General features: G+C 68.8%; 16 protein-coding genes and 1 tRNA gene. 4 read left to right on the top strand and 13 right to left on the bottom strand.

Annotated elements, in window-relative coordinates; all coding sequences use genetic code 11:
- From H4W30_RS14185 to H4W30_RS14140, 10 genes are all read right to left on the bottom strand, one after another.
- The gene (locus H4W30_RS14185; protein WP_192743257.1) at window positions 1-642 is read right to left on the bottom strand and encodes an SRPBCC family protein; all 642 of its coding nucleotides are present in this window, start codon (window positions 640-642) and stop codon (window positions 1-3) included.
- A gap of 172 nt (window positions 643-814) precedes the next feature.
- Window positions 815-1393 (bottom strand): TIGR03086 family metal-binding protein, encoded by a 579-nt coding sequence (locus H4W30_RS14180; protein WP_192743256.1) that lies wholly within the window; start codon window positions 1391-1393, stop codon window positions 815-817.
- A 9-nt stretch (window positions 1394-1402) separates the two neighbouring features.
- Entirely contained in the window at window positions 1403-2386 is a 984-nt protein-coding gene (locus H4W30_RS14175) for an alpha-ketoacid dehydrogenase subunit beta (protein WP_318780601.1), read from the bottom strand.
- The gene (locus H4W30_RS14170; protein ID WP_192743255.1) at window positions 2383-3357 is read right to left on the bottom strand and encodes a thiamine pyrophosphate-dependent dehydrogenase E1 component subunit alpha; all 975 of its coding nucleotides are present in this window, start codon (window positions 3355-3357) and stop codon (window positions 2383-2385) included. The genes H4W30_RS14175 and H4W30_RS14170 overlap by 4 nt, the downstream gene beginning before the upstream one ends.
- Complete coding sequence (locus tag H4W30_RS14165; RefSeq protein WP_192743254.1) at window positions 3354-8111, bottom strand: non-ribosomal peptide synthetase; 4758 nt, start codon at window positions 8109-8111, stop codon at window positions 3354-3356. Before H4W30_RS14165 ends, H4W30_RS14170 begins: the two co-directional genes overlap by 4 nt.
- A gap of 11 nt (window positions 8112-8122) precedes the next feature.
- Window positions 8123-10069 carry an amino acid adenylation domain-containing protein gene (locus H4W30_RS14160; RefSeq protein ID WP_192743253.1) on the bottom strand — a complete coding sequence of 649 codons (1947 nt, stop codon included), beginning with the start codon at window positions 10067-10069 and terminating at the stop codon, window positions 8123-8125.
- Window positions 10062-11273, bottom strand: coding sequence for a cytochrome P450 (locus H4W30_RS14155; RefSeq protein WP_192743252.1), 1212 nt, complete (start codon window positions 11271-11273; stop codon window positions 10062-10064). The genes H4W30_RS14160 and H4W30_RS14155 overlap by 8 nt, the downstream gene beginning before the upstream one ends.
- Window positions 11270-12418 carry an LLM class flavin-dependent oxidoreductase gene (locus H4W30_RS14150; protein ID WP_192743251.1) on the bottom strand — a complete coding sequence of 383 codons (1149 nt, stop codon included), beginning with the start codon at window positions 12416-12418 and terminating at the stop codon, window positions 11270-11272. Before H4W30_RS14150 ends, H4W30_RS14155 begins: the two co-directional genes overlap by 4 nt.
- A 37-nt stretch (window positions 12419-12455) precedes the next feature.
- Window positions 12456-12719 carry an acyl carrier protein gene (locus H4W30_RS14145; RefSeq protein ID WP_034309004.1) on the bottom strand — a complete coding sequence of 88 codons (264 nt, stop codon included), beginning with the start codon at window positions 12717-12719 and terminating at the stop codon, window positions 12456-12458.
- Window positions 12720-13050: 331 nt separating this feature from the next.
- A complete protein-coding gene (locus H4W30_RS14140; RefSeq protein ID WP_192743250.1) occupies window positions 13051-14049 on the bottom strand; it encodes a ParB/RepB/Spo0J family partition protein in 999 nt (332 codons plus the stop codon).
- A 351-nt stretch (window positions 14050-14400) separates the two neighbouring features.
- Between H4W30_RS14140 and H4W30_RS14135 the strand changes: the two genes are divergently transcribed.
- Window positions 14401-15138, top strand: a complete 738-nt coding sequence (locus tag H4W30_RS14135) for a phosphotransferase family protein (protein ID WP_192743249.1) — start codon at window positions 14401-14403, stop codon at window positions 15136-15138.
- A gap of 89 nt (window positions 15139-15227) precedes the next feature.
- Here the strand turns inward: H4W30_RS14135 and H4W30_RS14130 are convergent.
- Window positions 15228-15300, bottom strand: a tRNA-Arg gene (locus H4W30_RS14130).
- 166 nt (window positions 15301-15466) lie between these two features.
- On the opposite strand from H4W30_RS14130, the gene H4W30_RS14125 reads away from it, so the two are divergent.
- Window positions 15467-16591 (top strand): epoxide hydrolase family protein, encoded by a 1125-nt coding sequence (locus H4W30_RS14125; protein WP_192743248.1) that lies wholly within the window; start codon window positions 15467-15469, stop codon window positions 16589-16591.
- Between the two features lie 151 nt (window positions 16592-16742).
- Window positions 16743-17660, top strand: coding sequence for a cation diffusion facilitator family transporter (locus H4W30_RS14120; RefSeq protein WP_192743247.1), 918 nt, complete (start codon window positions 16743-16745; stop codon window positions 17658-17660).
- A gap of 250 nt (window positions 17661-17910) precedes the next feature.
- Here the strand turns inward: H4W30_RS14120 and H4W30_RS14115 are convergent, their stop codons facing one another.
- Together H4W30_RS14115 and H4W30_RS14110 are read right to left on the bottom strand one after the other, a co-directional pair.
- The gene (locus H4W30_RS14115; RefSeq protein ID WP_192743246.1) at window positions 17911-18621 is read right to left on the bottom strand and encodes a DUF305 domain-containing protein; all 711 of its coding nucleotides are present in this window, start codon (window positions 18619-18621) and stop codon (window positions 17911-17913) included.
- An 8-nt stretch (window positions 18622-18629) separates the two neighbouring features.
- On the bottom strand, window positions 18630-19430 hold the full coding sequence (locus tag H4W30_RS14110; protein WP_192744097.1) for a DUF3105 domain-containing protein: 801 nt from the start codon (window positions 19428-19430) through the stop codon (window positions 18630-18632).
- Window positions 19431-19633: 203 nt separating this feature from the next.
- Here H4W30_RS14110 and argS point away from each other — a divergent pair, with 203 nt between their 5' ends.
- On the top strand, window positions 19634-21289 hold the full coding sequence (gene argS, locus H4W30_RS14105; RefSeq protein ID WP_192743245.1) for an arginine--tRNA ligase: 1656 nt from the start codon (window positions 19634-19636) through the stop codon (window positions 21287-21289).
- Window positions 21290-21293: the final 4 nt, after the last annotated feature.

Genomic DNA, 21293 nt, shown 5'->3' with positions numbered 1-21293 from the left:
TTATTGGTTCCGGCTTTCGGCGGCCTTCTTCAGGTCCTTCAGCCAGATTTCGAGGCCCTGCCCGAGCATCGCGGTGGAGCCGGGCACGTCCTTGTCGACCTGCGGGCCGGTGTGGCTCTCCTCGGTGCGCACGATGACGCCGCCGGGGACCTTGACGAAGTTCCAGACGTGGACGCCGTCGATGTGCATGCCGCCGGGGCCGTCGAGGGGCCCGGTCCAGCGGATGCATTTGCCGGGCTGGAGTTGCCGGACGGTGGACACGATGGTCACGTCACCGGGCGGGTAGGGCATGCCGGGCGGGACGGGAATGGTCCACTGGAAGCGGGAATGCTTGCGCAGCGGGCCGTCGTCCAGCCGTTTCATGGTGACGGGGATGGCGGGGTTCTGCCAGGACGGCCAGGCCTCCACGTCGGTCTGCAGGTTCCAGATGGTGCGTATCGGTGCCTTGACGAAGATCTCGGTCCGGTAGTGCACCTTGGCGGATCGGTCGATGCCTTTGCCTTGGCAGGTGAGCGAAGCCGGCTTGTGGTGGGCGGCGGTCGCCTGGGCGGGCGCCGTGGCGCCGAGGACGCCGGCGATGGCCAGCGGGACCGTGAGCAGGGCGACGCGGGTGGTGATCCGGCGGCGTGCGGTGCGGAACATGACACTTCCCCTTCGATGCGTTAGCGCTTGTCGCTATAGTTAGAACCTATAACGATCGCGCCGTGAGCGTCAAGCCGAAGGCTCGCTATCGCCGCACCCTCCGAAGCGCGTGAAGGCCCCCTTCCCTCGGCTGAGCCGAGGGAAGGGGGCCTTCACGCGCGAAACGCCGGGCTCAGGCCGAGCGGCCGAGGAAGGCCAGGAACCGCGCCTGCGGGCCGGCGTCCGCGGGCGGTTTCACCCGCGGCCCGAAGGTGCCCGGCGTACGGCTGATGATCAGCCGGGCCAGGGAGAACGACGGCGCGACGATGTCCGGATCCATGCGCACGTCCATCCCGAGCGCGGAACCGATGTCCCAGGTGTGCACCAGGGTGTCGAACGTCAGCAGCGCCAGGTAGTCCGTGACCGTCGCATCAGGACGGTTGGCGACGTACCACGCGGGAGCGGGACGGCCGAGCAGCTCGCCGGTGACGGCGGTATCGGCCGCTTTCCTGGCCGCGCGCCATGCGGCCAGCGGGTCCTCACCGGCCAGTTCGCCGGGCTTCTCTGATCCCGCGGGCCCGTTCTCCACCGTGAATTCCCGGCCCGACGCGTGGTGGCGAAGCACCTCCAGCCCCCAGATGACGTGACCGGTCACGTCGCGCACCGTCCAGTGTTCGCACGCCGAGGCCGCGTCCCACTGGTCCGGCCGCACGGTGGCGAGCACGGCATCGAAGGCGTCCTGTGTCCGCCGGTGGCGATCCAAGGTTTCCATGGGTTCCTCCTAACGCAGTGCCGCGTCGACGGCGGCCGTCAGTTCCGCCGCCCCGGGTACCAGGGCCTTGTCGAGCGCGAGGGCGTACGGGATGACGGTGCCGTCCGGACGGCAGACCCGCCGCGGCGGTGCCACCAGATCGAATTCCTCGGCCGCGGTCGCGACGATCTCCGCCCCCAGCCCGCACATGCGGTTCGAGTCGTCGATCACGATCAGCCGCCCGGTCTTGTCGACCGACTTGCGCAGGCACTCCCAGTCGAAGGGGTACACCGTGCGCGGGTCGACGATCTCGATGTCGACCCGGTCCGCGAGATTCTCGGCGACCTCGATCGCCGTGCCGACGTGCTGGCCCACCGCCACGACCGTCAGGTCGCCGCCTTCCCGGACGACGTTCGCCTGCCCCAGCGGCACGATGTCCTCTTCGCCCGCGTACGAGACGTCCGTCGCGCCCAGCAGCGGAGAGGGAGCGAACACGGCCACCGGATCCGGATCCTGGATCGCCGCCCGCAGCAGCCCGTACGCGTCGGCGGCCAGACCCGGGACGACGGTCTTGATCCCCGCGTGCGCGAGCAGGCTGTACGGGTTGTCCGAATGCTGGCCCGCCCAGCCGAACCGCGAACCCGATCCGGACACGAGATAGGTGACCGGGATCCGGACCTGTCCACCGGTCATCAGGGAGAACTTGTGGGCCTGGTTCACGATCTGTTCGAAGACGAGGTAGATCAGCGAGGAGATCTGGAACTCGATCACCGGTTTCTTGCCCGCCATCGCCGCACCGGTCCCGAAACTGGTGAAGGCCTGCTCGGACAGCGGAGTGTCCAGCACCCGCTCCGGGCCGAACCGGGGCAGCAGCCCCGAAGTGACCCCGCTCGCCCCGACGCCGACGTCCTCGCCGAGCAGGAAGACGTCCTCGTCGGCAGCCATCTCGGCGTGCAGGGCGCGGTTCATCGCGTGCATGTAGCCGAAGTTCTCCGGCGAAGGCAGCCCGCTCACAGGATCACCCCCGGCCGGACGGCGGTGGCTCCCGCGTACAGGTACATGAGTGCGTCCTTCGGGTCGGGCGACGGCGCGTTCTTCGCGAACTCGACCGCCTCGTCGATGGTTTCCTTGACAGCCGCGTCGATCCCGGCGACGACGTCTTCGCCTAGCTGATCGCCCAGTAGCGGGATCGGGTCCTTCGTGCGCCAAAGAGCGACCTCGTCGGGGTCGCGGAACTCGACCCCGAGGAGTTCGAGCACGGAATGGTGCCCGAAGAACCGGTACGTCCGGCATTCCAGGAACGCCGGACCCCGCCCCGCGCGAACCCCTTCGAGCAGTTCCGCCGCGGCGCTCTCCACCGCTTCGACGTCCATGCCGTCGACACTGCGCGAAACCAGCCCGAAGCCTTCGGCGCGCCGGGTCGCGCCTCCCGCCAGCCCCGCTTCGAGTTTGAGGCTCGTCGCGTACTGGTTGTTCTCGCAGACGAACAACACCGGCAGCGACCAGATCGCGGCCAGGTTGAAGGCTTCCAGCAGGACACCCTGGCTCATCGCCCCGTCGCCGAAGAAGCTGACGACGACGTCGGAATCGCCACGGGCTTTGGCCGCCCACGCGGCGCCGGAGGCGATCGCGCCGCCCGCGCCCACGATGCCGTTCGCGCCCAAGATGCCCAGCTTCATGTCCGCCGCGTGCATCGATCCGCCGCGGCCCTTGTTGAACCCTTCGAGGGTGCCGAGGAGTTCGGCGAGCAGGCGGCGCGGTTCCGCGCCCTTCGCCAGCACGTGACCGTGTCCCCGGTGGGTGCTGGTGATGCCGTCGCGTTCGGTCAGGTTCGCGCAGATGCCCACCGCGACGGCCTCCTGCCCGATGTACGGGTGGATCCCGCCGTCGATCTCCCCGGCGATGGCCATCGCCAGGCAGCGCTCTTCGAACTCGCGGATCAGTTTCATGGACCGGTACAGGGCCGGCCGGTTCTCACGGGTCATTTTCGCGACAGCCCTTCAGCAGCGGTCCGGACGAGCATTCGGTCGACGTAACGGAGCAGCGCGCCGTCGTCGGGGCTCGGCACGACGACGGGCTCGAATTCGCTGCTCGGGCGGCCGCTCGACGAAGTGGAGCCGAAGAGCAGCTTCAGGATGGCGTGTTCCTCGGGGGAATGGGCTTCGAGAGCGGAGAGCCAATCCGCCACGGGCAGGGTGCCGATGTCGGTACCGGCGTTCCGCAGGAGCTCGACCAGGTACGTCAGCCGCATCGGCCGTTCGCCCGCCAGCACGAACCGGCCGCCGTCCGGCCGCCGGTCCAGGCCGAGCCGGGCGAGCGCGCTCGCCGTCTCGTCGACCGCGATCCACGGTTCCTCGATCTCGGTGTCGGGCGCGGCGCCGAGTTCGAGGATGTTCCGCAGCACCCGCAGCATGATGTCCCGCGTGTTCCCCTGCCCGGTCCTCGAATCCCCGACGATCCGGGGCAGACGGCAGATCTCCGCCGGTAGCCCGCGCTCGTACGCGGTGATGACCAGCTGCTCCGCGTGCGCCTTGGTCTCCGCGTATCCGCTGCGGGAGCCGTTCTCCTCACCGGCGGAAATGGTCGACACGAACTGCAGCCGCTTGAGCCGCGTGGTGGCCGCCAGCCGGATCAGCTCGCGGGTGCCGCCCACGTTGGCGCCTTCGAGTTGTTCGTAACTGGAGAGCGCGTCGACCCAGGCGCCGTTGTGGCAGATCAGGTCGATTTCGCCCGCGAGCCGCGCGAACACCGTGTCGGTCAGCCCGAGTCCGGGTGCCGCGAGATCGCCGGGGAGCACGCTGATCCGCTTCTCGTCGACGTCGTCCCGCAGGCCGTAGCGGTCCAGGTTTTCGCGCAGCCGCCGCCATCCCGACCGTTCGTCGGCGGCACGGACGAGGCAGTGCACCCGCACGTTCTCGCGCGCCAGCAACTCGCGGACCAGGTACGCCCCGACGAATCCGGTGGCACCGGTGAGCAGTATTTCCGACACGGCATCGGATCCCCGCGGTGGCAACGACTCCGGAAGGACACCGCGCAACGAGGCCCGCGGATCGAACGAACGCACGGTGGTCCGCCGGTCGCCGTTGATCTCTTCGGCCAGCTTCGCGATCGTGGGCCGCTCGAACAGCGTCCGCAGTGGCAGGTCGATCCGCAGGGTCTCCCCGATCCGGACCGCGAGTTGCGCGGCCTTCAGGGAATGCCCGCCGACGTCGAAGAAGCTCTCGTCCCTGCCGACGGTTTCCCGGCCGAGGACCTGCGCCCAGATCGCCGCCAGCTTCTCCTCGGTCGGGTTGCGCGGCGGGGCGGCCTCGTCCTTCCGGGTGTCGTCCTCGGGTTCCGGTAGCGCGCGGACGTCCAGCTTTCCGTTGATGGTCAACGGGAGTTCGGGAAGCGACACGAACGCCGAGGGCACCAGGTACTCCGGCAGCTCCCGGCGCAGCTCCGCGCGCAGAGCGGTGTCGTCGGCAGTGCCCTTGAGATAGGCGACGAGCCGCTTCTGACCCGAGCCGTCCTCACGGGCGACGACGGCGGCCTGGGTGATCTCCGGCCGGGCCAGCAGCGCGGCTTCGATCTCACGGGGTTCGACGCGGAAGCCGCGGATCTTGACCTGGTCGTCGACGCGGCCGAGATACTCGAGATCGCCGTCGGCGTTGTACCGCACGATGTCCCCGGTCCGGTAGAGCCGGCCACCGGTGGTGTCGTCGGGATCGGCGACGAACTGTTCCTCGGTGAGTTCCGGCTGTCCCCGGTAGCCCCGTGCGACACCGGGCCCGGCCACGTGGAGTTCGCCCGGTACCCCGGTCGGCGTGAGCCCGCCGCGTTCGTCGAGGACGTACACCCGCGTGTTCCCGAGCGGACGGCCGATGGGGATTCCCTTGACGCCTTCGGGAACAGGGGCGGGGATCGGGTGACACGTGGCGAACGTGGTGCACTCGGTGGGGCCGTACCCGTTGAAGAACTTCGTGCCGGGCAGCGCGGCGACGGCACGGCGGACATGGGTGACGGACAGCGCTTCACCGCCGACGAGCAGATTCCGGAGCCCGGTCAGCGCCGTGGTGTCCTCGTCGACGATGTGGTTGAACAACGACGAGGTCAGCCACGCCGTGCTGATCCGGTGCCGGGTGAGCGCGTCCGCGAGCGGCCGGGCGGTGAGCACTCGTTCGGTGGAGACGACACAGGTCGCTCCGGTGAGCAGAGCGCCCCAGATCTCGAAGGTGGCCGCGTCGAAGGAGATCGCCGACGCGTGCAGCACCACCTCGTCCGGGCCGAGGATGCCGTCCGGCAGTCCGGTGACCAGCCGGATGATCGACCGGTGCTCGATTTCGACGCCTTTGGGACGGCCGGTCGAGCCGGAGGTGTAGATGACATAGGCCAGGTCGCGCGGGCCTACCTCGGTCTCGAGGGCGGCCGATGGTTCCTGGTCGAGGGTGGGGTCGGCGATCAGATCGGTCGTGATCACCAGCCGCGCCCGGCCGTCGGCGAGCAGGAGCCGTTGGCGTTCCTCGGGATACTCCGGGTCGATCGGCAGATAGGCGGCGCCGGTCTTGAGGATCGCGAGCAACGCGGTGATCAGGCCGGGGGAGCGCGGTAGGCAGACGCCGATGACGGTCCCCGGCCCGGCGCCCAGCGTGCGCAGCCGGTGCGCAAGCCGGTTGGACCGGACGTCGAGTTCCTCGTACGTCATGGAATCGTCGCCGCAAATCAGCGCTGTCGCTTGTGGACGGTCGCGCACCTGTGCGGCGAACATCGCGGGCACCGTCGCCGGGGAGGGCAGCTCCGTGGTCGTGTCGTTCCAGTCCTCCGTCAGCCGCCGGAGCTCGGCGTCGTCCATCATCGGCCAAGCGGAAAGCGGCCGCTCCGGCTCGGCGGACGCGAGCAGTCGCCGGAAGTGCCGGACGAAGCGTTCGATCGTGACCCGGTCGAACACTTCGGCGTTGTAATCGATCCGCGCCTCCATCACCCCGGCCCGGTCCGACACGAGGAATTCGAGATCGAACGGTTCCGAGCGGCTCCCGGCCGGTGCGATGGCCGACAACGGCTCGTCCACCACCCGGAGCATGACCTGGACGAGAGGATTGCGGCTGAAGTCCTGTCGCGGCGCCAATTCCTCGACGAGACGCTCGAAGGGAACGTCCTGGTTCGCAAACGCGCCGAGCGTGGTCTCCCGCACGCGGCCGAGCAGCTCCGCGAACGTGGGATCGCCGGAGAGATCGGTGCGCAGCACCAGCATCTTCGCCTCGGGCACCGGGACACCGACCGTGACGTCGGTGGTGCGCGCGTAGCGGGACAGCACGACGTCGAAGGCCGCGAGCAGTGTCATGAAAAGGGTGGCGTCGTGGCGGCTTCCCGCTTCACGGATCCGGGGGCCCACGTCGAAGGAGAGCGAGCCGGTGCGATAGGACGCCACCGGCGGGCGTGCGCGGTCCGTCGGCAGCTCCAGCGCCGCGGGCAGGCCGTCGAGTTTTTTGCGCCAGTAGTCGAGCTGCCCGTGCAGTGCCGCGAAAAGCGGCTCGTCGGGGTGTTCCAGCATGTGTTCGACCAGCCGGACGAGCCTGCCGACGAGCCGGGTGGCGGTGGAGCGGTCGAAAAGGCTGGTGCGGAACACCAGCGAGCCGTGCAACTTCCCGTCCTGCACATGGGTGACCAGTTCCAGATCGAACCGGGTCGCCACCCCGGCCCATGGCACGCTGGAGATCTCGTCTTCGCCGTCGGCGGGGATCTCGCCGTTGTGCACGACCACGACGTCGAAGATCGCGTTCCGCCCGGCGTCCCGTTCCGGGCGGACTTCCGCGACCACCTGGTCGAACGGCGCCTGCTGATGGGCGTAGGCGTCGACCATCTTGGTGCGCGTCACCTTCAGCAGCTCGCGGAACGACATCGACGGCGTGATGCGGGCGCGCAGCACCACGGTGTTCACGAAGAAGCCGAGGACGTCGGCGAACCTGCGGTCGTCCCGGCCGGCCAGTACCGTGCCGATCGTGATGTCCTCCTGTCCCGAATGGAGGGACAGCAGGGCCTGGAAAACCGCGGCCACGGCACTGGACAGCGCGCATCGGTTCCGCAGCGCGAAGGAACTGAAGGCTTTCGTCAGGTCGGCGGGCAATTCGAAATCGACGTGGTCGCCCGCGAAGCCGGGGTTGCCCGAACGCGGCCGGTCCGTCGGCAGCCGAAGCGGCTCGAAGCCGTCGAGCTCACGCCGCCAGTAGTCGATGTGCTCCGCCACCGAACCGGCGGCCGCGCGCTGTGACGCGACGTACTCCTCGTAAGTCACCTCCAGCGGCGCCGGAGTCTCCGAACGGTACAGCTTGACGACGTCCTCGGTCACGATCTGGATGGACCGCCCGTCGGTGATGATGTGGTGGTTCACCACGCACAACACCGCCGAACCGTCGGCGCATTCGACGACCATCGCGCGGATGGGCGGCGCCGCCGCGAGGTCGAACGGCTCGCTGACCAGATCGGCCGTGTGGTTCCGCCAGTCGTCGTCGGCCGCGGTGCGCCGGGCCACCGGGATGCGGAACCCCGGGGTCGGCACGGCGGCGGGTGTCCCGGACTCGTCCACGACGAACCGCCAGCGCAGCACCGGATGCCGTTCGACGAGCGCGCCGAGCGCCCGGTCGAGCACGGCGAAGTCGACACCGTCGTGGAACCGGAAGACGATCGGGATGTTGTACGCGGCGCTGGTCCGGTCGAGTTGCTGCACCAGCCACAGCCGCTCCTGCCCGAGCGACAACCTCATCGATTTCTCCTTCATCGGGCGTTCGCGATCAGGGCCTGTTCGTCGACTTTCCCGTTGCGGGTCAGCGGGATCTCGTCGACCACCACCCAGAGGGCGGGTAACGCGTAGCTCGGGAGCTGCCGTGACAGATACGCGCGCAAGGTGCGGGGTTCGGTGTCCTGGCCGGGGTTCACGACGATGGCCGCCACGAGCTGAGGACTTTGGTTCTCCTGCCGGGAAACGACGATCACGGCGTCGCGGATACCGGGGTGACCGGCGAGGATGGTGGCGATCTCCTCGGTTTCGATGCGATGCCCGTCGAGTTTGACCTGCTTGTCCGCGCGGCCGAGGAAGACCACGTTCCCGTCCGGGTCGAGCCGGACCAGATCTCCCGTGCGGTACAGGCGTTCGTCCACGTCAGGGGAGAAGTAGCCGAAGCGCCGCTTCGTTTCGGTCTCGTCGTCCAGGTACCCGTCGGCCAGGCCCGCTCCGGCCGCGTACAGCTCGCCGACGCCGCCGGGCGGGACGAGCCGGGCGTTCCGGTCGAGCACGAACACCTTCGTGCCGGCGATCGGCCTCCCGATGGGCAGGGGGCCGTCGATCTCCGCGCTGCCGCGCACGGTGTGCGTGGTCGTGAACGTGGTGTTCTCGGTGGGCCCGTAGCCGTTCGTGAGCACCAGCCCCGGGTAGGACCCGAGCACCCGCGCCGCCGCGTCGTGCGGCACGACCTCGCCTCCGCTCAGCAGCCAGCGGAGTCCGGCGAGCGCCTGCGGCCGGGAGTTCGCGACCAGCCGGAACAGGCTGGCGGTCAGCCAGGCGACGGAGACCTCCCGCTCGACGAAGAACTTCTCGAGCGCCCTGACCGTCGGAAGCCGTCCGGGAAAGGCCTCCAGCGTCGCGCCGTTGAGCAAGGTCACCCAGATCTCGTACGTCGACGCGTCGAAGGCCAGCGGCGCCATCCGCAGGACACGGTCACCCGGGCGCGGCCGGAGCTCCGTCGTCCGCGCGAGCCGCGTGACCGCGCGATGCGGGACGACGACGCCCTTCGGTTCACCGGTGGACCCCGAGGTGAACGCGACGTACGCGGTCCTTTGTGGATCGTCGTGGGCGGGAACCGGTTCGGGATCCGCGCCGGCTTCCTCGCCGGGGACCCAGGTATCGACCAGGGTGAGCCCGCGCAGAACCGGATGGCCCGCCGTGGTGGCGTCGACCACCACGGCCGCGGGCGCCAGCTTGCCGATGATCCGCGCCAACCGGGCTTCCGGCGCGTCGTCGTCGAACCCCGCGTACGCGGCTCCGGCACGGACGATCGCGAGCAGCGCCACGATCTCCCCGACCGACCTCTTGGTCGCGACGAGCACCGTGTCACCGGGCCGGACCCCGGCGCGACGCAGGACGCCCGCGTACCGATCGGCCGCCCGCGCGAGCCGCCCGTAGGTCAGTTCGGCGCTCGCGTCACGGACCGCGACCTGCTCCGCGTGAAGCCGCACCTGCTCCAGGAACAGGGTTTCGATGTCCGCCGGAGGAAGGTCGGCGCCGGCGAGCGCGTCGAGGATCCGGCGGCGTTCCGGCGCGATGCAGCGCACGTCCTCCAGCGAACCGTCGAGAAAGGCCAGCTCGCCCACCGCGGTGGCGACGTCGGCGAGGAAACCGTGCTCGGCGTCGGGCACCTCGGTGACGAAGCGGGCCTCCCCGGACCGCAGATCCGCGTGCAGGGAGGCGAGCGCGACATCCACCGGCCCGTCCTCGGCGACGCCGACCGGGTGGACCGAACCCAGGAAGTCCTCGACGCACGCCTTGTCGTCGACCTGGACCCGGATCACCCGCCCGGCGACCGAGATCGCGACCTCGCTCGCCGCCGTCCACCGGCTCAAGGTGACCGCGAACGCGGCGAGCACCACCTTCGTGCGCTCGTACTCGGAGGGCTCGGCAGCGAGTTCGGTCGTCAGATCGTAGGGAACGGTGAGCACGTCAGGCATCGCGTTCGCGCTCCAGCCGGACATGGAGGTGATCGGGCCGCCGGAAGATGTGGCCGCGTTCCCGCAGCCGCCAGAACCCCGGCCGGACGCCGTCGAGCGAGCCGCTGAGCCGGACGCCGCCGAACCGGTGGGACAACCGCTCGAACAGCGTGTCGAACTCCGCCAGCGCCAGCTGGATGCCCAGGCAGGTGTGCGGGCCCGACGAGAACGCCAGCAGCCGCTGGTCGGTCCGCTCGGGGCGCCAGGAGTCCGGGTCCTCGAACGCGTTCTCGTCACGGCTGGCGCTGCCCAGCGACAGCAGGAGCGCGGACCGGCGCGGGACGTCCACCCCGTGCAGGTTCAGGTCCCTGGTCGCGTATCGGAGGATGGTGTGGCTCGGCGGTTCCCACCGCAGCGTCTCGCGCACCACCTGGGTCCGGTACTCCTGATCGGCCAGGGCCGACAGGTCGACATTGTGCGCGAGTACGGCGTACATGATCTTGCCGATGGTCGCGACGCTCGTCTCGGTGCCGGCGAGCAGGAAGAGCGTGGCGGTGCCCAGCATGGATTCGTCGAGCGGTTCACCCGGCGGGAACACGAGATCGAGGAACGGCATCCGGCCGCCTTCACGGCGGTCGGCGAGTTTGCCCTTCAGGTAGTCGATCAGCTCCGCCTTGGCCGCGAGCGCCGAATCCAGCGAGGTCGCCGGGAACTCGATCGCACCCGCCAGCGGCAGCACCCGGGGACGCAGCCAGGCCGCGTCCTCCGGCGGCAACCCGAACAACCGGGTGACCATCGCGTAGGGCACCCCCACCGCGACCCGCTCCATGAACTCGACGTCGACCTCGTCCCCGGCGCCCATTTCGGCCTCGATCGAGTCGAGGACCTGGTCCACCGCGGGGATGAGGATCTCCGTGCGCAGCCGTTTCACCGACGCGCCCGCGAACAGCGGCATGAACAGCTTCCGCAGATCGCGGTGGCGGGGCCCGTCGGTGTCCAGCAGCGTCCGGCCGAACAGGCGGCGGCTGCTGCGCATCGGGAACCCGCTGCCGACTTCGCGGTCGGCCAGCAGGGCCTGGACGTCCTCGAACCTGGTGACCAGGAAGGCGTTGAACGCCGCCGACCAGTGCACCGGATCCGACCGCCGGAGCTCTTTGTAGATGGGCCAGGGGTCGGCGAGGAATTCGTCGGAGCTGAAGTCCAGTTTCACCGGGGCGGTGCTCATTTGTCACCTCCGTTGCCGACCAGCTCGGTCCGGGACTTCAGCTGGCGGGCGGCCTCTTCCGACGTGAGCCGGAGCGATTCGGTCGTGCCGTCGTAGCCGCCGACGAGGGCGGGCACGACCTCGTGCGCGAGCGCGGTCAGCTGGTCGAGGGTCGCGCGGTGCGAAATCCACCTTGGCACGAAGAAGTTCAGCGACACCGGGTCGCAGATCCGGTCCACCAGATCACGGATCCTGGCGGCGCAGGTCGCGGCGTCGCCGACGATGAACCCGCCCGTGTCGACGAGATTCTGCAACGTCTTGCGGTGCGCGACCGGCGAATCCGGGATGGGCATGCCCAGCGTGCCCCGGTACAGGCCGCGGCGGAGCGCGGAAAAGCCTTCCAGCAGTTCTTCGACACCTTCGGCGGGAGAGTCCGCGATGTGGACGAAGACGTTGCACCGGATCCGTGTCCCGCCCGCGGATTTGTTTCGGTAGGCGTCGATGCGCTCGATCAGCGCGCCGACCGGGTCCGGGTCCATGCCGGGCCGGATGGCGCCCCACGGCGGTGCCACGTGGACGGTCGGGGTCGTCGCCGTGTCGATCAGGAGCTCGATTCCGGCCGGGCTCAGCGAGGACGCGACGACGGTCTCGATGGTGCCGGGACCCCTCAGCGGCTGGAGCTGGAGCACGGCTTTCTTCACCGTGAACCACGGCGTCGTGGTGTTGACCGTCTCGCCGTTGAGAAGAGCTTGCACGGTCCCCAACGCCGCACGGAAATGGTCGCGAACCGACGCCGGGTCCACCCCGATCATTTCCATGTCGTGGACGTAGGTTCCCGTGCCGACACCCAGGATCGCCCGGCCGGCGGTGAGGTGATCGAGCAGTGTGATCCGTTCCGCGACATGCAAAGGGTGGTGGTAGGGCAGCGGGATCACTCCCGTGGCGAACCGGATCCGGCGCGTTTCGCGGGCCAGCGCCGCCATCAGCATTTCCGGTGAACTGAGCGTGCTCCAGCCGCTGGAATGGTGCTCACCGAGCCAGATCTCGTCGAAACCCAGGTCGTCGACGAGAGCGCACAGTTCGATGTCGCGCTTCAGCGACGCGTGCGGGCTGACCGAAGGGTCGTGAAAGGGAGGCAGGAAACAGCCGAATGCCTTTGCGTTCATTTCGATCCTTTGTCTGGAGGTGGGCGATCTTGCCGCTTCAGGCGGACGGCACCTGTTCGAGCAGGTAGTCGCAGAACTTGTCCACAGTGGTCAGATCCTCGTTCTCTTCGAGGTCGATGAACACGTCGAGCTTCGTCTCGATCTTCTCGATGAGCGCCAGGTACTCGATGGAGCTCATACCCGTCTCGGGGAACTCCGTGTCCGCTTCGATGGTCTGGTTCTCCAGCACACCGCCCGCGACCTCGGTCAGCAGGGAGAAAATCTGCTGACGCAATTCCGCCCGCGCGTCTTCCGCGTTCATGTGGCCCCTTTGCTGATTCCGCGCACAAGCGCGTGAATGGATGAGTGTCGAATGGTGATGTCGCCGCATGCGAAACGGCGGAAAATTCGATGATCACGACGGCGGAAGTCACCCCGGTGTGCTCGCCGTCGCGCCTCCCAGTGCGCCCGGATTTCGCGTCCGGACTTGCGATTCGACACCATTGTCGCCCGAATCCTCCGCGATCCGCAACAGTCCGGGACGCGGGTCTTCGTCGATTATTTCGCGGTTAGGTGAGGAAAGATCACCGTGGAACGCCGCGAAGGGGGCTTTCCGCGCGTCGCGTGCGTGGAAAGCCCCCTCCGTCGTCAGGTCAGCGCTTGCGCTTCTTCAGCAGTTCCGCGAACTGCCGCCAATCCTCCGCTCGCGCCCTGGCGAGTTCGGAGATCAATTCCAGCCGGTGTTCGGGGATGTTCCTGGCGACCTGGTCCCATTCGTCCCGGTCGTTCAGATGCCCGTCCAGCAAGCGGACCAGGGTGCGGCCGGACTCGGTGTACCGGATGGTGGGGTCCGAGCGGAGCCGTTCCACGGCCGCCTGGGTGTCCGTTCCCGTCTGTTCGCCGCCTTCGGCCGGGCGGGTGCGCGGCCTGGCTGCGACGCGTCCCGGACTCTTCTCGCCCTGCAGGTGCCGATGCCGTACGTCGTGCGCGGTCGCGAGGGAAACACCCGCGCCACGCGCGATTTCACGGATCGAAGCGGAGGGATTGCCCGTGATCAGCTCATGGGCACGACGGCGGCCCTGCGCCGGATCGAGCGCGCGGACACGGCCGTCGCGGCCGACGTGGGCGTTCGGCTGGGGAACTTCCCCACTCGAACGCCGGCGCAACTTGCCGACCGTCTTGTGCGAAAGGCCGGTGACCGCCGCGATCGCCCGGTCGGACCAGTGGGGCCGGGTGCCGAGGATCCGGCAGGCGGCGGCCTTGCGGTCGGCGAGGGAAAGCGGCAGGCCGTGCGCGATGTTCGTCTTCACCGCGAGGATGAAGGCCGCCTGCTCGTCCCCGTCGAAGAACTGGACGTCGATCGCGGTGGCGTTCTTCAGCTTCGCCGCCTGAAGCCGATGCGTTCCGTCGATCACCCGCATCGTGGGACGGTGGACGAGAATCGGCGGAAGCGGGGCGTCCGTCTCCGCGAGCACCTGTGCGTACGCGGGATCCACGCCCGCCGCCCGTGGGGAGTCTTGCACCGACAACTCGTCGAGCGGGACCTCGACGACCTCGCCGAGCGGCGGGTCGGAGCCAACCGCGACCCACTCGTCTTCCCTTCTGGCCGCGGGGATCTGCGCGCCCTCCGCAGTTTTATGCCAGTTTAACATCGTCCAGCCCCCAGAGCACTTGGTGAATATCAAACCTTTTCAATGTTCGAGCGGGGGTGAGTGGATGTCAAGGTCCGTGAGTCGCAATCGGCGGTCCGGGCGTCGCCAGGGTGTTCGACCGTGTCTCGTGTTTTCGGCTACTGTCCGTCGTCAGGTGACCGAACGGATGCAAATCGCTTGACGGGAGCGGGGAAACCACGCAACCTGGACTCGGCCCGTCTACGGAGGGAAGCCCATAAACCGCTCGGTGAAATACGTCCTGGTGAATTCCGGAGACGAATACGGCGCGATTGTTCTTTCGGGTCGCCGGATGATTTCCGCCACTCGTCGTCCGCGGCGGCACTGATCGCTGTGGAAGAGGTCCAGGTGGTCGTCGCGCACCATGATTGCGCGACCGTGCGTGCCGGTGACGTGTTCCTGAAGATCGACGCCGATCAAACCCGCACCGACGTGGAAGTGGCGGCGATGGCGATGGCGCCGGTCCCGACCCCGGAGGTCCTGTGGCGAAAGCCGCCCGTGCTCGCGCTCGCCGCCCTGCCGGGCGCGGCGCTCGGCCGCCTCGGCCGCCCCTCGACCGCGTCGCCGGAGGCATGGGCCGCGGCGGGCGCCGTCCTGCGAACACTGCACGACGCGCCGCTGCCACCGTGGCCGGGCCGGGACCCCGGTGAGGTCGAGGCCCACCTCGACGACGAATGCGAATGGCTCATCGCGCAAAAGGTCCTGCCCCCGAAGCTGGTCGAGCGCAATCGCCAGATCGCCGAAGCCGCGATTCGGCCGTGGACACCGGTGTTCACGCACGGCGACCTGCAGATCGCCCACGTCTTCGCCGACGGCGACGAGATCACCGGCGTGATCGACTGGTCCGAGGCGGCGCGGGGCGACGCCCTTTTCGATCTCGCCACCTTGACCCTCGGACACGAGGAGCGTCTCGAAGACGTCTTGTCGGGCTACGGCACCGACGTGGACCTGGACGTCATCCACGCGTGGTGGTCGTTGCGAAGTCTGCGAGCGGTTCGCTGGCTGATCGAGCACGGTTTCGATCCGGCCGCGCCGGGCTGCGAGATCGATGTACTGAAAGCGCGGATGTGAAGGACGGTCGTCGACCCGCTCCGTCGCCTGGCCGGCATCTGGAAGTTCGTGCTCGCCGACGTGCGACTGAGCCGCACGGCCTATCTGTGTGCCCTCGGCAGGATTCGAACCTGCGACACCTGCCTCCGGAGGGCAGTGCTCTATCCCCTGAGCTACGAGGGCGTTGCCGCCTGGGCGACGTTGGAAGCTTAGCGCATGTCTCCGCGGGCTCTCCCGAGTGGTGGTCGTTAGGTGTCGTGGTGCTCGACCTGGGTGTCTTGCGCGGCTCTGACCAGGTCATCCGGCCGCGCGGCGTAACTTCGGTGTCATCGACGAACCGGGAGGCCCGATGATCGAGCCGTTCGAAGTCCAGATCCCCGAAACCGCCATCGCCGACCTGCGCACCCGGCTGCGCGCCACGCGCTGGCCCGAGCCGGCCACCGTGGACGGCTGGGAGCAGGGGGTTCCACTGGAGTTCGCGCGGGAGCTCTGCCGCTACTGGGCGGAGGACTACGACTTCGGTTTGGCGGAGCGTGTCAACGCTTTCCCGGGTTTCAAGACCACTGTGGACGGTCTGGGGATCCACTTCCTGCACGTTCGCTCGCCGGAGCCGGACGCGACGCCGCTCGTGCTCACGCACGGCTGGCCAGGGTCGGTCGTGGAGTTCCTCGACGTGCTAGGGCCGCTGACCGACCCCGCCGCGCACGGAGGCGATCCGGCGGACGCGTTCCACGTCGTGGCGCCGTCGCTGCCGGGGTTCGGCTGGAGCGACAAGCCGTCGGCGACGGGATGGAACGTCAAGCGCATCGCCCGGGCCTGGGACGAGCTGATGGGGCGGCTCGGCTACGAGCGCTACGCGGCTCAGGGCGGCGACTGGGGCGCCGGGGTGACGAACATGCTCGCCAAGATCGCGCCGGGGCGGCTGATCGGTGTCCACGTCAACATGGCGGGCGTCCCGTACGACGAAGCCGTGCTGGGTGAGCCGACGGCGGAGGAGAAGTCGGCGCTCGACGATCTCGCGCGGTTCCGTGCGGTCGGGTCGGCGTACGCGCAGCAGCAGGCCACGCGGCCGCAGACGCTCGGTTACGGGCTCACCGACTCGCCGGCCGCGCAGGCGGCGTGGATCGCGGAGAAGTTCTGGGAGTGGACCGACAACGACGGCTCGCCGGAGACCGCGCTGTCGTGGCGGCAGTTGCTCGACGCGATCTCCGTCTACTGGTTCACCGCGACGGCGGCCTCGTCGGCGCGGATCTACTGGGAAGGCAAGGAGCGGGACGTCTCGGCCGTTGAAGTTCCTTCGGGTATCTCGATCTTCCCGCGCGAGATCATCCGGCCGTCGCGGCGCTGGGCGGAGCTGCGTTACACCGATCTTCGCTGGTACGAGGTGCTCTCCGCGGGCGGCCACTTCGCCGCCTTCGAGCGGCCGGACGTCTTCGTCGGCCAGCTGCGGGGGTTCTTCCGCTCGCTTCGGTAGCGGTGCGTGGCGATTCCAGGTTTCGGGAAGGCCCTCCTGGGGGATGGCTTCCTTGTGTGGCTTAGGACATGGTGAACTTAGGCTCACCTGTATTGCACATATGCGCATGTGACAATATATTCGGCCTGTCGACTTCACGAGAGGCGGAGCAATGGGTCACGGGCACGGGCATGGAACGGCCTCGCCGTCGAGCGCGTCAGGCCGCTACCTCAGGAGCCTGACGATCGCGCTGGTCATCGGCGCCGGCTTCATGGTCATGGAGTTCGTCGTCGGGTTCGCCACCGGCTCGCTCGCGCTGATCTCCGACGCCGCGCACATGTTCACCGACGTCCTCGGTGTCGGCATGGCGCTGGCGGCCATCCTGCTCGCCCGGCGCAGCGGCCCGACGCTGACCCGCACGTTCGGGTTCTACCGGGCCGAAGTGCTCGCGGCCCTGGCCAACGCCATCCTGCTGTTCGGCGTCGCGGGTTACGTCCTGGTCGAGGCCATCGGCCGGATCAGCGACCCGCCCGCGGTGCCCGGCCTGCCCGTCCTGCTGGCGGCGGCCGCCGGCCTCGTCGCGAACATCGCCTCGTTCATGATCCTGCGCAAGGGCGCCGAGGAGAGCATCAACGTCCGCGGCGCGTACCTCGAAGTCCTCGCCGACCTCATCGGTTCCGTGGGTGTGCTGCTGAGCGGCGCGATCACGCTGCTGACCGGCTGGCGCTACGCCGACCCGATCATCGGTGTCGCGATCGGCCTGTTCGTCCTGCCCCGCACGTACGCCCTCGCTCGCCGCGCGCTGCGGATCCTGTTCCAGCACGCGCCGAAGGGCGTCGACGTCGCCGGGATCCAGGCCGAACTCGGCGGGCTGAAGGGCGTCGAGGACGTCCACGACCTGCACGTCTGGACGCTGACCTCGGGGATGGAGGTCGCTTCGGCGCACCTCACCATCGCGCCGACCGTGGAGCAGGCCGAGGTGCTGACCGAGGCGCAGAACCTCCTGGCGAACCGCTACTCCATCGAGCACGCGACCCTGCAGATAGAAGTGCCCCAATGCGCTCAACGCTGCCGGGAACTCTCCTGGTGACCCCCTCCTGACGCATTTCGTCCTCTGGATGCGGTAGTTCGCGACACGAACTACCGCATCCAGAGGACGAAATGCATCAGGAGAGTCCCTCGCCGCCTAGGCCGCTCACGCTGCGTATGCGCTGTGCGGGAATAGAGACACTCAACGTCCCTATCTCCACACACCCCGCCTGCCCCCATACGCAATTCGTCCTCTGGATGCGGTAGTCGGCAAAGCGAACCACCGCATTCAGAGGACGAAATGCATAGTGTCAGGCGGGAAGGGGGGCCGCACCGCGTTCCTGGAGGAGCCCCCTCATCAGCGTGACCTCGGCGCCCTGCGAGACCAGCATGCTCTGGGTCAGTGACTTCACGTCCGCGATCGACGTGTGATCGTGGCCGTACTGGGCCATCGCCGTCCCGCCCTGGTGGTGCCGCAGCATCAGCTGGAGGAAGAAGACGTCCATCTCCTTGCCGGTCAGCGACCGCAGCTTGGCCAGTTCGGCCGACGTCGCCATCCCCGGCATCGGCGCGCCGTTCGACGCCTTCATGTCGGCGCCACCGTGCCCGCCGTGGCCGGACGGCTCGGTCATCCAGGTCATGTAGGCGCCGCTCGTCTGCTCGGGCTGGCCCCACAGGCCCAGCCAGCCCTTCATCCGCCCCACCTGGCCGGTCTGCGTGCGCTCGATGTCGAACGCGAGGGTCTTGATCGCCGGATCGGTCGTGTGGTCCCGCGCCCAGCCCGCCATGGTGACGGCCTGGAGGTGGTGCACCGACATGTCCTGCGCGAAGCCGACCTCGACGGAGCCCGCGCCCGGCGTCTTCTGCTCCGGTTCGGAGTCGATCAGCCTGGTCGTCAGCGCGCCGAGGCCGAAGCCGAGGATCACCATGACGACCAGGGCGGCCCCGATCACCAGCCATCGGCTCTTGGTCGACCGCGAGGTGCCGTCCGGTTCGTCGACGTACTGGAGATCGGGGTCCACTTGGCTCACTAGTTGCTCGCGGGCGCCGAGGGCTGGGTGGCGGGCGCGGAAGGAACGCCGCTCTGGCCGGTGCCGGGCTGGTCCGGCTGCGTGCCCGCGCTGCCCTTGTAGTCCATCGGCTTGGCGTCCGGCCCCGGCGGGGTCGGGTCGAAGTCGCCCGGCTCGATCTGCGCGTCGCAGGTGGCGTCACGCTCGGGGTACGCGCCGAACGGGTTGGTGCGCAGCGCGGCGACGAACTGGTCGATCCGCTCGTCGGAGGCGGAGTCCAGCTTCAGCTGGTGGCCCCAGGACTGCACGGAGATCGGCTTGTCCAGGTTCGGGTACGGCGACATCACCATGTACGGCTTGCCCTCGACACGCACCTTCAGCAGGTCCAGCGCCTCGCCGGTGACCTGCGCCGGGTTGTAGGCGATCCAGACCGCGCCGTGCTCGAGACCGTGGACCATGTTCTCGTTGCGGACGGCCTTTTCGTAGACGACGCCGTTGCACGCGGCCCAGGCCTGGTCGTGCGGACCACCGAAGGGCGGGGTCTTGTCGTACGCGACCCGCTCGGCGGCCGAGACGTGCACGGAGCCCTCGTAGGTGGCCGTGGTCACGCCGGGGATGCGCTTGGACGGGTCCGGGTCCTGCTGCGAGGGGGCGAAGGCGGCGGCGGCCTCTTCGCGGGTCTTCTGATCGCGCTTCGGCGCGGAAGCGACCATGTAATAGGTGACCACCGAGGCCGCCAGGGCGACGATCGCGACGACGGCGATGATCGTGCCCCAGGGCGTGCCCTTCTTGGACACGACGGAACTACGGGCGGCCTTCATGGCGTTCTTCGACGACGCGCCCTTTTTTCTGGTTGTCCCGTTAGCCATGGCTCCTGCGTTCTCCAAAGGGGGTGGTCCCTGCGCGGGCCAGTGTAGAGACCGCGCGTCTGATCACCGTGAACAGCCGGAAGATCACCGGCTTGGCTCACACCTTCCGGCGGTCGCTGCGAAGCCCGGACCAGGTCACACCTAGAATTCCGCGAGTGACTCCCGCAGCTCTCGCCGACCTGGTCCGTAACTCCGCCGTGCAGGTTCTCACCGCGCGCGGCCTCGACGATTCCGTGCTGCCGGAGAAGGTGACGATCGAGCGTCCCCGCAACCCCGAGCACGGCGATTACGCGACCAACCTGGCGCTGCAGGTGGCCAAGAAGGCCGGGATGAAGCCCCGCGACTTCGCCGACGCGCTGGCCGAGGCGCTCTCGGCCACCGACGGTATCGACTCGGCCGAGGTCGCCGGGCCGGGCTTCCTCAACCTGCGGCTCGCCGCCGACGCGCAGGGCCAGATCGTCCAGCAGGTGCTCGACGCCGGCGAGAAGTACGGCCTCGGCGACGCGCTGGCGGGCGTCAAGATCAACCTCGAGTTCGTCTCGGCGAACCCGACCGGCCCGATCCACCTCGGCGGCACCCGCTGGGCCGCGGTCGGCGACGCGCTGGGCCGCGTGCTGTCCGCGCAGGGCGGCCAGGTCACCCGCGAGTACTACTTCAACGACCACGGCGCGCAGATCGACCGCTTCGTCCGGTCCCTGATCGCCGCCGCCAAGGGCGAGCCCGCCCCCGAGGACGGCTACGCGGGCGGTTACATCAACGACATCGCCGCCGAGGTCATCCGCCAGGAGCCGAGCGCGCTCTCGCTGCCCGAAGACGAGCGTGCCGAGACCTTCCGCCGCGTCGGCATCGAGCTGATGTTCACCGAGATCAAGCAGAGCCTGCACGATTTCGGCACCGATTTCGACGTCTACTTCCACGAGAACTCGCTGCACGAGTCCGGCGCCGTGTCGTCCTCGGTCCAGCAGCTGAAGGACTCCGGGAACCTCTACTTCGAAGACGGCGCCTGGTGGCTCAAGTCCAAGGAGCACGGCGACGACAAGGACCGCGTCGTCATCAAGAAGGACGGCAACCCGGCCTACATCGCCGGCGACCTCGCCTACTTCCAGGACAAGCGCAAGCGCGGTTTCGACCTCTGCATCTACATGCTCGGCGCGGACCACCACGGCTACATCGCCCGGCTCAAGGCCGCCGCGGCCGCCTTCGGCGACGACCCGGCCGTGGTCGAGGTGCTGATCGGCCAGATGGTCAACCTGGTCTCCGAGGGCAAACCGGTCCGGATGAGCAAGCGCGCCGGCACCGTGATCACCATGGAGGACCTGGTCGGCACCGTCGGCGTCGACGCGGCCCGCTACGAGCTGATCCGCTACTCCGTCGATTCCACTTTGGACATCGACCTCGATCTGCTCCGCAAGCACTCCAACGACAACCCGGTCTACTACGTCCAGTACGCCCACGCGCGGCTGTCCTCGTTGCAGCGCAACGCCGCCGACCTCGGCCTGAAATCCGATGGCGAAGTGGACTTCGGCCTGCTTACGCTGCCCGCCGAGGGCGATCTGATCCGCACGATCGGCGAATTCCCGACCGTCCTCCGCCGGGCCGCACAGCTGCGCGAACCGCACCGCGTCGCCCGGTACCTCGAAGAACTCGCCGGCGCGTACCACAAGTTCTACACCGTGGGCCGTGTTCTTCCCCAGGGCGACGAGGAGGCCACCCCCCTCACGTTCGCCCGGCTCGCGCTGTGCCAGGCCGCCCGCCAGGTGCTGGCGAACGGCCTCAACGTGCTCGGTGTCTCTGCTCCGGAACGGATGTAACCCA

It is taken from the genome of Amycolatopsis roodepoortensis, assembly GCF_014873915.1.
GTDB classification, from domain to species: Bacteria; Actinomycetota; Actinomycetes; order Mycobacteriales; family Pseudonocardiaceae; genus Amycolatopsis; species Amycolatopsis roodepoortensis.
This window is presented reverse-complemented; position numbering and strand designations above follow the sequence as displayed.